The organism is Acidovorax sp. 94, from assembly GCF_003634645.1.
GTDB lineage: Bacteria > Pseudomonadota > Gammaproteobacteria > Burkholderiales > Burkholderiaceae_C > Acidovorax > Acidovorax facilis.
Genome location: NZ_RBJA01000001.1, coordinates 1,017,114 through 1,028,358, shown reverse-complemented (window position 1 = coordinate 1,028,358; position 11,245 = coordinate 1,017,114). Strand labels below are relative to the sequence as shown.

The 11,245-nt window shown below is 66.4% G+C and carries 8 protein-coding genes; 5 read left to right on the top strand and 3 right to left on the bottom strand.

Features of this window, described 5'->3' with window-relative positions:
* The first annotated feature begins 39 nt into the window (after nucleotides 1–39).
* The 4 genes from C8C94_RS04850 (at nucleotide 40) to argA (ending at nucleotide 5,959) form a co-directional block, all read left to right on the top strand.
* Nucleotides 40–1,902 carry a serine hydrolase gene (locus C8C94_RS04850; RefSeq protein WP_121419920.1) on the top strand — a complete coding sequence of 621 codons (1,863 nt, stop codon included), beginning with the start codon at nucleotides 40–42 and terminating at the stop codon, nucleotides 1,900–1,902.
* A gap of 325 nt (nucleotides 1,903–2,227) precedes the next feature.
* Nucleotides 2,228–2,479 carry a hypothetical protein gene (locus C8C94_RS04845; protein ID WP_055397472.1) on the top strand — a complete coding sequence of 84 codons (252 nt, stop codon included), beginning with the start codon at nucleotides 2,228–2,230 and terminating at the stop codon, nucleotides 2,477–2,479.
* A gap of 19 nt (nucleotides 2,480–2,498) precedes the next feature.
* A complete protein-coding gene (locus tag C8C94_RS04840) occupies nucleotides 2,499–4,529 on the top strand; it encodes an AAA family ATPase (protein ID WP_233573397.1) in 2,031 nt (676 codons plus the stop codon).
* 83 nt (nucleotides 4,530–4,612) lie between these two features.
* Complete coding sequence (gene argA / locus C8C94_RS04835; protein WP_055397476.1) at nucleotides 4,613–5,959, top strand: amino-acid N-acetyltransferase; 1,347 nt, start codon at nucleotides 4,613–4,615, stop codon at nucleotides 5,957–5,959.
* Between the two features lie 27 nt (nucleotides 5,960–5,986).
* Here the strand turns inward: argA and C8C94_RS25410 are convergent, their stop codons facing one another.
* Both C8C94_RS25410 and bla read right to left on the bottom strand, forming a co-directional pair.
* Nucleotides 5,987–6,229 (bottom strand): hypothetical protein, encoded by a 243-nt coding sequence (locus C8C94_RS25410; RefSeq protein WP_147433229.1) that lies wholly within the window; start codon nucleotides 6,227–6,229, stop codon nucleotides 5,987–5,989.
* 47 nt (nucleotides 6,230–6,276) lie between these two features.
* Nucleotides 6,277–7,182, bottom strand: a complete 906-nt coding sequence (bla, locus tag C8C94_RS04830) for a class A beta-lactamase (protein ID WP_121419919.1) — start codon at nucleotides 7,180–7,182, stop codon at nucleotides 6,277–6,279.
* Between the two features lie 96 nt (nucleotides 7,183–7,278).
* On the opposite strand from bla, the gene C8C94_RS04825 reads away from it, so the two are divergent.
* Nucleotides 7,279–8,148: a LysR family transcriptional regulator gene (locus tag C8C94_RS04825; protein ID WP_121419918.1), complete on the top strand. Its 870-nt coding sequence runs from the start codon at nucleotides 7,279–7,281 to the stop codon at nucleotides 8,146–8,148.
* 49 nt (nucleotides 8,149–8,197) lie between these two features.
* Here C8C94_RS04825 and C8C94_RS04820 read toward each other — a convergent pair whose 3' ends face one another.
* A complete protein-coding gene (locus C8C94_RS04820) occupies nucleotides 8,198–11,200 on the bottom strand; it encodes an IPTL-CTERM sorting domain-containing protein (protein ID WP_121419917.1) in 3,003 nt (1,000 codons plus the stop codon).
* Nucleotides 11,201–11,245: the final 45 nt, after the last annotated feature.

Below are 11,245 nucleotides of genomic sequence, written 5' to 3'. Positions count from 1 at the left end.
TGGCGATGCCTCCGCGGCCAATGCCCCCAGGAATACCGAATGCCCCGACAGCCATCCGCCCAGAACCTTGTTGATCAGCCCCGCCTTTTTCCTGCATCGCGCCGTGGTTGGCTGACCTGGGCGGGCACCAGCGCGATGGCTTCGCTGCTGCCCGGTTGTGGTGGCAGCAGCACTGCGTCCCCCACCCTCACAACGACCATTGCCTGGGGTCGCAAGGAAATTCGCGAAGCCATGCAAAGCAGCAAGATGCGGGCGGCCTCCGTGGCACTGCTGCACAACGACCACATCGTCTGGCAAGAGGCCTTCGGGGCGCTGGATGCAAACGCCACCACGCCCGCAACGCCCGACACACGCTTTAACGTCGGCTCCGTCAGCAAGGTGCTCGCGGCGCTGGCCATCATGGTGCTGGTAGACCGCAGGCTCGTGCAGTTGGATGCTCCGGTGGTGGCCTACCTGCCGCAGTTCGCGATGCTGTCGCCGGGCTACCGCGACATCACCGTCCGGCACCTGCTGAGCCATGCCTCGGGGTTGCCCGGCACCTACCTGCACAACATGTTTGCCTTTGCGCCGCTGCCGGGCTATGCCGCCGAGGTGGAGGCAGCCATGGCCAATGTGCACCTCAAGCACGCCCCCGGCGCCATGGCGGTGTACTGCAACGACGGTTTCACGCTGATCGAGCGCATCGTGCTGGCCGTCACCGGGCAAACCTACCCGGCGTTTGTGCAGTCCGCCCTGCTCAACCCGCTGGGCATGGCCCGATCAGGCTATACGCTGCAGCCGTTGCCACCAGGCACCTTTGCCTCCGGCAGCATCAACGACGCGCCGCAGGGCCAGGAGTTCGTGATGGGCTACGCCACGGGCGGGCTGTGCACCACACCCGGCGACATGATGAAGCTGGCCGCCATGCTCATCCAGGGCGGCGAGCACGATGGCCAGCGCATCGTGTCGAAAACCAGCGTGGCCGAGATGGGCAGGATTCAGAACCAGGGCATGCACCCCGGCCTCACCCCCGACTGGCAGTCGGGCCTGGGCTGGGACAGTGCGCGGCACCCCGGCCTGGATGCCGCGGGCGTGCTCGCGTGGCAAAAGAGCGGCGGCACCATGTTTTATTCCAGCGACTTCTGCGTGCTGCCCCAGGCGGGCATGGCGGTCATGATCACCGGCAACGCCGCCAGCTTCAAGCCGGGCCCGATTGCCGAGGGCATTGCGCTGCGCGCCTTGCAGGAGACGGGGCAACTGCGTGTGCTGCCGCCCCGGGTCTCGACCGCCGCCCCCGCCATGGCCACCGCATCCTCCAGCGCGGTGGATGCCCTGCTCGGCATCTATGGCAACTATTCCGCGCCCATCAAAGCCGTCTCGCCCGACCTCCAACAGGTTGACCTGTGGTCGTGGAACCCAAAACTGCAGGACTGGAAAACCCTGAGCACCGGGCTTCGCCTGCGCAGCGATGGCTGGTGGTGGTCAGACGCCCAGCCTGGCACCCACTACCGCTGGGAGCAGTCCGAAGGCCGCCGCTACCTCCTTGCGCGCGAGGCCGCCACGGCGGGGCACTACTGGATCACCGTGCCCATCGGCCAACAGATGCCGCCCGCACCCGGCCCCCTTGCCGCCCCCTGGACTGCGCGGCTCGACAGCAACTGGCTGCTGACCAACGAAGCACCCACATCCATTCCGCTGGCCATTGGCGTGGGGGCCTCCAGACTTCGGGAGCTGCCCGAACTGCCCGGCTACCTGTTCTGGGACGAGAGCCAGTTCCTGCTGCCCTTGTCGGCGGACCGGGCCGGCATGACCGTGCAGGTGCCGCTCAACGCGGGCCGTGATCTGGTGGAACTGGTCGTGCAGACACGCGACAAGGAGGAGTGGCTGCACGCTGCTGGCTGGATCTACCGGCGCCAAGCCTGAAAACTGCGCTGTTCAACCGCATTGTTCTTTTCGCGCGACAAATACAGGCTTTTGCCGCCTTCCTGGCTTGCCAAGCTTTGAGGGCCTCGCCACAATTCGCGCTTCTTTCAGGCACGCGCCTGCCGCCACGGCAGCCCCTGAAAACACTGGAGGTCACCACCATGTTTGTTCCCTTGTTCGCTCCCGCCTGACCACAGTCCACCGCCCCGGCTGGACTGTGCATTCACAGCAAGTCCAGCCACGGCAAGCGCGTTTCTGCACCTTTCATTGCAGCGCACCACAAGCCCTGGCTCCATTGCCGGGGTTTTTTGTTTGTGGAGTGCACATGAGTGCCAAAAAACTGTCTCGGGCCTTCGCCCAGGGCGAGCTTAAGAAGCTGCGCCGCATGAAGGCGCCCCTGGTGTTGAAGCTCGAAGCCTCGGGCCCGCCCCGAAATCCTGTGGCCGTCGCGCTGGCCCAACGCAGCCTGTCCAGTGCGGCAGGCAAGCACATACGAACCCGTGGGGCCCAGCGCCGTGCGGACAACGTCGCCCTGCGCAAGGCGATCCAGACATCCCGCTTCACCGAAAGCGACTGATACAAAACGATTGAAAACCATGGACCTTTCTACTCTTCAAGAAACCACGCCGCGCGAGCGGCACACACCGGGCGCTGCCCACCGGGAGCTGCTGGCCGAGCGGCAGCAGGTGCTGGCACAGGCCGCAGCGCAGCTCAAGGCCGAGCTTTTTGGCATCGACGACGTGATCGACCGCGTGATCGATGCCATCCGCGCCTGGTACGTATTGCCCCAGCTCATCACCCGCCCCGTCATCGTCTGCCTGTGGGGCCTGACGGGCACGGGCAAGACGCAGCTCACGCGGCGCCTGGCGCAGCTGCTGGGCTTTTACGACCGTTTTGTCGAAGTGCAGATGGACGGCTTCAGCCACGGCGCGAGCTACCGCAGCTCTTCCATCTCGGGCATGCTGGGCGACTCCGGCATCCACGAGGGCGCACCGGGCATGCTGGTGCTGGACGAGTTCCAGCGCTTTCGCACAGTGAGCACGAAGGGCGAGGAGGTCAAGGTAGAGCGCTACCAGGATGTGTGGACGCTGCTGTCCGACGGGCGCCTGCCGCCCGCTTTGAGTGCGCTGACCAACATCGAGCGCAAGCTGGCCGACGCGCACTACGAAGCCGAGCGCGCCGACGACAACGAGGAGGAGCGCGCCGGCAAGAAACCCTACCGCTTTCAGCTCGACGCCTGGGACGCGCAGGAACTCAAGCGCATGCTCAAGCTGCAAGAGCCACTTGCCGAGATCATGCAGTGGCCTCCCGCACAGGTGCAGGCCCTGTTCACACGGTTCCAGCAGTCGCTTTCGTCCTGGGAGACCGACTACAGCAAGCTGCTGGTGTTCGTCTGCGGCAACCTCGACGAGATGTACCACGAGACCGCGCAGCGCGTGGAAGACTGCGACACCGATGCCGACATCTTCCACCGCCTCACGCGCAAGCTCTCCCTCATCGATGTGAAGAAGGCGCTCAGCGAACGCTTCAAGCCTGAGCAGATCGCGCGGCTGGGCAACGAGCATGTGATCTACCCATCGTTCAACAAGGCCACCTACGAGCAGCTCATCCGCAACCTGTGTGCGCGGTATTGCGACGACATTGCCGCCCAGTGCGGCGTGCGCTTTGCCATCGGGCAGGACGTGCGCGATGAGCTGTATGCGAACGCGGTGTTCCCGGCCCAGGGCACGCGGCCGCTGTTCTCGTCGGTGCATGCCATCCTGAGCGCCAATTTGGTCAACGCCGCGCTCTGGGTGCTGGAGCAGCAGCTGCCCCTGGCGCAGGACTTTGACATCACGCTGGCGGACGACAAGCACCATCTGGTGGTTCAGGGCGCCGGCGCTAGCGGAGCCGTGCAGCAGGCGCAGTTTGCGGTGACGCTGGAGCTCAACCGCCTCAAGCAGCGCGCCAATGCCGACTTCCGCGCCCTGCTGGCCGTGCACGAAGCAGGCCACGGGCTGGTCTACTGTCTGCTGTTCGGCCAGGCCCCGCAGGAGGTGAAGATCAACATCGCCTCGTTCGAGGGCGGCTACAACAGCTTTGCGGGCCTGAAGGTCACCACGCGCCAGAACGCGCTCGACATGATGTGCGTGGGCCTGGCGGGCCGCGTGGCCGAGGAGCTGGTGTTTGGTGAAATGGCCTGCACGACCGGCGCGGAGCAGGACTACAAGCAGGTCACGGCCGAGGCTGCGCAGTTCATTCGCCACCATGGGTTTGGCACGCGGCTGTCCCGCACGGACGTCACTGTAGAGCTGGACAACCACCTCAACACCGACGTGGAACCCAGCAACGCCGCCATCGAGGAACTGCTGCAGTCCCAATACCAGCGCGCCAGCGCCCTGCTGGGCCAGTACCGGGGCGCCCTCACCCGCCTGGTAGAGGCCCTGCTGGACCACGGCATGATCGCCCAGCCCGAGATGCAGGCGCTGATGGCCCAAAGTGGCGTGGCCATTGCGGTGGCAGCCCACACGGGGCCTGACGAAGCCCTGATCCTGGAGCCCTTTGCGGCCCGGCTGGCGGCGTTTCGGCAACAAACCGGGGGCCAGGCTGCAACTGCCCCAGACAGCGAAAGCCCTGCATGCTTATGATGCGCGACTTGGCGGCCCTGCTCAGCTGCCTTTCATTGCCAGTTTTTCCGTAGCTCCAAGGCCACCCACCGCTCTCCACTGCCATGTCCGCCGTTTTCAACTTCACCTTCGTCCCCTGGTTCCGCTCGGTGGCGCCTTACATCCACAAGTTCCGCAACCAGACGTTTGTGATCGGGCTCACGGGGGAGGCGATTGCGGCCGGCAAGCTGCACAGCATTGCGCAAGACCTGGCACTGATCCAGGCCATGGGCGTAAAGATTGTTCTGGTACACGGTTTTCGCCCACAGGTGAACGAACAGCTGGCCGCCAAGGGCCATGCAGCCAAGTATTCGCATGGCATCCGCATCACCGACTCGGTGGCGCTCGATTGCGCGCAGGAGGCTGCGGGCCAGTTGCGTTATGAAATCGAGGCCGCCTTCAGCCAGGGGCTGCCCAACACGCCCATGGCGGGTGCCACCGTGCGGGTGATCTCGGGCAACTTCCTGACCGCGCGGCCCGTGGGCATCGTGGATGGGGTGGATTTTCAGCACTCGGGTCTGGTGCGCAAGGTAGACGTTGCGGGCATCCAGCGCACGCTGGACATGGGTGCACTGGTGCTGCTGTCGCCGTTTGGCTTCTCGCCCACGGGCGAGGCTTTCAACCTGAGCATGGAAGAAGTGGCCACCAGCGTGGCCATTGAGCTGCGGGCCGACAAGCTGATCTTCTTGACCGAGGTGCAAGGCATCCGCATGTCGCCCACCGAGCCCGAGAGCGACGACAACCCCATCGACACCGAGCTGCCGCTGGCCGCCGCGCAAGCCTTGCTGGCGCAGCTACCGCCCGCACAGCAGCCCACGGACACGGGCTTTTATCTGCAGCACTGTGTGAAGGCCTGCAAGGCTGGCGTGGAGCGCAGCCACATCCTGCCGTTTGCGGTGGATGGATCACTGTTGCTGGAGGTGTATGTGCACGATGGCATCGGCACCATGGTCATTGACGAAAAGCTGGAAGAGCTGCGCGAGGCCACGATTGACGACGTGGGCGGCATCCTTCAGCTCATCGAGCCGTTTGAGAAAGACGGCACGCTGGTCAAGCGCGACCGCACCGAGATCGAACGCGACATTGCCACCTACACCATCATCGAACACGACGGTGTGATCTTTGGCTGCGCAGCGCTCTACCCCTACCCCGAGGCCAAGACGGCCGAGATGGCTGCCGTGACGGTGTCACCGCAAAGCCAGGGCACGGGCGATGGAGAAAAGCTGCTCAAGCGCATCGAGCAACGCGCGCGGCTGCAAGGGCTGGACAGTATCTTTGTGCTCACCACCCGCACCATGCACTGGTTCATCAAGCGCGGATTCCAGCCCGTGGACCCGGACTGGCTGCCCGATGCGCGCAAGCGCAAGTACAACTGGGACCGGCGCAGCCAGGTGCTGGTCAAGAAGTTGTAGTCACTCTGGATAGAGGGGCCGCGCAAATCAGCTGCGGAGTTGCTTGAGCCCCCAAAAAAGCACAAACAGGCCAAGCAGTGCAAAAACCATCGCGGGTCCGTACTGCCCGACCGCGAGGTAGGCCAAGTGAAACACGAAGCCAGCCTTTCCACCGTACGGTGGCGCCCAAGGGGCAATCACCAGCCACATACCCGTAGCAACAAACACGACGCCAATGGCTGTGATGAGTACCCACGCAGATTTGCCAGGTACTTTTGTTGCGTGCGTCATGGTGTTCTCGCCCCTATCTGAGGGCGACGATGTTACTGTGCGCTCTGCTACCCATTCTGGATCGCGGTGGCCACGGCCCGCGCCACCTGGGCGATCGCCGCATCGCGCTGCTCGGGCTTGGCGGTAGACCGCGTGAGATAACACGTCACCAGCACCGGAGCGCCTCCAGCCGGAGGCCACATCACCGCCACATCATTGGCCGTGCCGCTGTCACTGGCAGTGCCCGTCTTGTCCCCCACCTTCCAGCCCGGCACACCCGCGCGCAGGCGCTTGTCGCCCGTGCTCGTCTCTACCAGCCAGCGCTGCAGCCAGGCTCGTGACGGGGGCGTGAGTACATCGCCCAGCACCAGCTTTTGCAGTGTCTGCAGCATGGCCTGCGGCGTGGTCGTGTCGCGCGGGTCGCCCACCTTGGCTTCGTTCAACGTGGGCTCGGTGCGGTCCAGCCGTGTGATGCTGTCGCCCAGTGATCGCACAAAGGCCGTGAACCCCGCCGGGCCGCCGTGGCGCGCCAGCAGCACGTTGGCGGCGGTGTTGTCGCTCAGGCTCACGGTGGCGGAGCACAGCTCGCCCACCGTCAACCCGCCCCCATCGCTCGCACGGGGGCCGCTGACCGGTGAATACGCCACCACATCGCCCGCAGCGTAGTGCACGCGGGCATCCAGCCGCTCCTTGCCCTGGTCCACCAGCGCCAGCATCCAGCCCGCCAGCACCGCTTTGAAAGTGCTGGCCATGGCAAAGCGCTCGTCCTGGCGCCAGCCCAACTGCAGGCCCGAGCCCGTGTCCAGCATGGCCACGCCCAAGCGGCCTTGGGCAGTGCGTTCGATGCTGGCGAGGGCCTCGTTCCATTCGCGGGTGGTCTTGTCGCGGTTCGCTGCGTTGCTGGTAGCCGCGCAACCCCAAAGAGGCATGGTGGCAGTGGCCATCAAACCCAAGGAAAACTGTCGTCTTTGCATAAAAATTGGAGGTGAGTGAAGACAAGGCCTGAACGATAAAGAGCTTGAGCCCAAAGCACCATCGACAATAATTGCCGCCAGCCCCTAGAAAAACTTATGCATCTCCCGCTCAATGCCCTGCGCGCGTTCGAAGCCTCGGCGCGCCACCTCAACCTGACGCGGGCGGCCCAGGAGTTGCACGTCACGCAGACAGCGGTCAGCCAGCACATCCGCAAGCTCGAAGAGCGCCTGGGCAAGCCACTGTTTCGCCGCCTGCCGCGTGGCCTGGCGTTGACGGACGAAGGCCAGGCGCTGCTGCCGGTGGTGACGGAATCGTTCTCCAACCTGGCGCGCGCCCTGGAAAAACTGGGCGACACCCGCCCACGCGAGGTGCTGACCGTGGGCGCCGTGGGCACCTTTGCCGTGGGCTGGCTGCTGCCCCGGCTGCGCGACTTTCAGCAGGCCTGCCCGTTTGTGGACCTGCGTCTGCTCACGCACAACAACCGGGTGGACATGGCGGGCGAAGGACTGGACTATGCGATCCGCTTTGGGGACGGCGCCTGGCATGGCACCCACGCCGAACGCATCATGGACGCGCCGATGTCTGTAATGTGCACCCCGGCCCTGGCCAACAGCCTGCGGGTGCCATCAGACCTGGCGCGCCAGCCCCTGCTGCGAAGCTACCGCACCGACGAATGGTCCGCCTGGTTCGAGGCGGCCGGCGTGCCCTGCCCCGTTGTGCGCGGCGCGGTGTTCGACTCGTCGCTCACCCTGGCCGAAGCGGCGGCCCAGGGCGCGGGCGCCGCGCTGCTCCCGGCGTGCATGTTCGAACGCGAACTGCGCCAGGGCCGCCTGGTGCGACCGTTCGCGCTGGAACTGCGCCGGGGCGCCTACTGGCTCACACGGCTGCAATCCCGGCCCGTGACGGCGGCCATGCACGCCTTTCACGGCTGGCTCGCCACAGCTCAGAAAATTAAACAAAAATAGGCTTCATCGCTTTACCCATAAGCGTTAACAGCTATTAATTGAGGAGCAATCAAGCCCTGCGCCGCTGCGCCAGCATGCCCAGCGCCCCGGCCATCACTCCCAGCAGCTGCAGGGCCCAGGGGGACAGCGCGGGGATCGCTTGCAGGGCGGCGGCGGTCAGCGGCATCACCGGGTCGGCGATCACGCCGGGCGCAGCATCGTCGTCGCCAGGCTGGTTATCGGTCACGTCAAAGCCCACGGTGGTGCTGCCCAGGCCCACGCTCGCAGGCACGATGAACTGGCCGCTGCCGGTGCGCTTGACGAAGTCCGCCACCGGCTGCGGCCAGGTGGTGGTCACGCGCACCGTGGCACCCGCGTCGCAGCCGATCAGCCTGAAGCGGAACGCGCCCTGCGGCGCCACCCGGCCAGGGGGCGGCGTGGCGGCCTCGAAGGCCGTGGCGGCTGGATCGAACTGGCACAGCGCCCCGCCATCGTTGCCAATGCTGGCGCTGGCCGGGCCGCCCGCGCCGCTGGCGGGCAAGGTGGTGCCAGTGAACGTTTTGAGCAGTGCCACGATGGCAAACGCTTGCTGCTGCCGCGCGGCGGCAGCGTAGTGGGCGTTGCCTGCCTGGTCGGCGTAGATGGTGCAAGTACCCGCGCCGTTGAAGCTGACCACCTGGCCCGCCACCGTGCAAGCGCCCGCAGTGGTGAACACCACGGGGTTGCCGGACACGCCGCCCGTGGCCGCCACGGTGTAGGTTCTGCCCGCCACTGCGGGGCTGGGCGGCGTGGTGGTGAAGGCGATCACCTGGCCGGCCTGCACCACCGCTGTGCTTTGCGACACCCGGGGCGCGGCGGGATAAACCGCATCGCCCGCCTGGTCGGCGTGGATGGTGCAGGTGCCTGCGCCGTTGAAGCTGACCACCTGGCCCGCCACCGTGCAAGGGCCCACCGTGCTGAACACCACCGGGTTGCCGGACGCGCCACCCGTGGCCGCCACGGTGTAGGTGCTGCCCGCCACTGCGGGGCTGGGCGGCGTGGTGGTGAAGGTGATCACCTGGCCCAACTGCACCACCGCCGTGCTTTGCGACACGCGGGGCGCGGCGGGATAAACCGCATCGCCCGCCTGGTCGGCGTAGATGGTGCAGGTGCCTGCGCCGTTGAAGCTGACCACCTGGCCGGCCACCGTGCAAGGGCCCACCGTGCTGAACACCACCGCGTTGCCCGACGCGCCGCCCGTGGCCGCCACGGTGTAGGTGCTGCCCGCGACTGCGGGGCTCGGCGGCATGGTGGTGAAGCTAATGGCCTGCGACGTGTAGGTGAAGTCGTCTTCCGGCACGTCGGGGCTGGCGTTTGCCCCCACGGTGTAGCGCACGCGCACGGTGCTGCCCGCCGTGCCGGGTGGCGCGGCTGCGGTCAGGCTCATCGAACCGTCCGCATGGGTGATCGAGCCCGTGGCGCTGACTGGCGTCCCGTCAAAGTTCAGCGTGCCGCCCGACAGGTTGAAGCCCCTGACGGTGACCGCGTAGCCCCCAGCGGGCGGCCCCTTGGCGGGGTCCAGCTCGGTGATGGATGGCAGCGTCGTGCTGACCTGCACCGCCCCGGCGTCGACGACCGCGCCCACCGTGGCGGGCCGGGCCACGCCGCGCTGGTCGGTGGCGGGCTCGCCTGCGGCATAGCGGGAGGCGGCCCAGGCTCTGCTGGCGAGGCCTCCCGGCGGCATGGTCTGCGTGGGGCCACCATAGTCGCCCAGCGGTTGCAGGTAGAGGCCACCCACGCCTGAGGCTGGGGCGCCGATCACGTTCCAGTGGTCGACGGCCAGGTCGTCATCCGCCACGTCGCTGCCATAGACGTCCGTCAGGTAACTCTGGATGGCGTTGCCGGACACGATGGAATTGAACAACTGCACGATCGGCACTGTGCTGCCCGAGGATGGGATGTGGATGCCGCCACCCAAGCCCCCTGCCACGTTGTTCACGATGGTGCTGTTGTCGATGCGCGCCACGCTCGAGCCGCCGATCCAGCCTACGCTGATGGCGCCGCCATCGCCATCGCTGGTGTTGCCGGTGAAGGTGCTGTTGCTGATGCTGAAGTCGTCCGAAGAGTGGAATGCGCCGCCTTTGGCGCCGCTACGGTTGCCCGCGAACGTGCAGTTGCGCACGGTGATCGTCCCGTTGAAGACGGCCAGAGCGATGCCCCCGCCGTCCCCGCCCACGGTGCTGTGGGCGCGGTTGCCCGAGATGGTGCTGTTGCTGATCGTCAGCGCCGATGCCGCGATGCCGCCGCCGCCGCACACGTTGCCAGGGCATGCGGACGAGAACACCTGGTTGCCGGAGAGGGTGCTGCGGTCGATGGTGAGCGCACCATACGACGCCACACCACCCCCGCTGTGCCCAAATTCGCCTTCACGCACCGTGTTGTTGGCGATGGTGCTGCGGTCGATGGTGATCACGCCGTTGGGTGAGTTGTAGATACCGCCGCCGCGCCAGCCGGTGGAATTGCCGCTGACCTCGCTGCGCACGATCGTGAGCCTGCCCGCGGGCCCGTTGCCGATGCCCGCGCCTACGTTGCCCGCCCACATGCCCGTGACCTTCACGTCGTCCAGCGTGAGCGTGCCCCAATTGGCGATACCGCCCACCGAGCCGGAGTTTCCGTTCATGTTTACGCCACCGTCCACCGCCGTCGTGCCGTTGGCGAACGCCAGTCCGCTGATATGCACCGGTCCGCTCACTGGCACCCCCGCGCTGGCCGTGCCAGCATTCACCTCCAGCAGGTGCACCGCGTTCTGGCCGTCGAGGGTGAGCAGGCTGGCGCCGGGGCCGCGCAGCGTGATGGCGCGGGCAATGACCAGCGGCCTGCCCACCGCCAGCACCTGCGGCGCCGCAAACACCGCGCCGTCGAACGCTACGGTGTCGCCATGCTGCGCGGCCGCGATCGCATCGCGCAGGCTGCATGTATGCGCATTGCCGGGCGCGCAGCGGGCCGCGCTGCCGCTGGCGGGGTCGTCCACCCGGTTTACCTGCCAAGTGGCCGCCCAGGCCAGCGGCGCTGCAGAGAGCATCAGCGATGCCATTCCCATTCGTATCCAACGAATCAAGACGTTTTTGCTCATTATTTG

What these genes read in the sequence shown, in the direction of transcription:
- bla (WP_121419919.1), bottom strand. Translation starts at nt 7,182, where the DNA reads ATGCAAAGACGACAGTTTTCCTTGGGTTTGATGGCCACTGCCACCATG.
- C8C94_RS04825 (WP_121419918.1), top strand. Translation starts at nt 7,279, where the DNA reads ATGCATCTCCCGCTCAATGCCCTGCGCGCGTTCGAAGCCTCGGCGCGC.
- C8C94_RS04840 (WP_233573397.1), top strand. Translation starts at nt 2,499, where the DNA reads ATGGACCTTTCTACTCTTCAAGAAACCACGCCGCGCGAGCGGCACACA.
- C8C94_RS04845 (WP_055397472.1), top strand. Translation starts at nt 2,228, where the DNA reads ATGAGTGCCAAAAAACTGTCTCGGGCCTTCGCCCAGGGCGAGCTTAAG.
- C8C94_RS04820 (WP_121419917.1), bottom strand. Translation starts at nt 11,200, where the DNA reads ATGGCATCGCTGATGCTCTCTGCAGCGCCGCTGGCCTGGGCGGCCACT.
- C8C94_RS25410 (WP_147433229.1), bottom strand. Translation starts at nt 6,229, where the DNA reads ATGACGCACGCAACAAAAGTACCTGGCAAATCTGCGTGGGTACTCATC.
- C8C94_RS04850 (WP_121419920.1), top strand. Translation starts at nt 40, where the DNA reads ATGCCCCGACAGCCATCCGCCCAGAACCTTGTTGATCAGCCCCGCCTT.
- argA (WP_055397476.1), top strand. Translation starts at nt 4,613, where the DNA reads ATGTCCGCCGTTTTCAACTTCACCTTCGTCCCCTGGTTCCGCTCGGTG.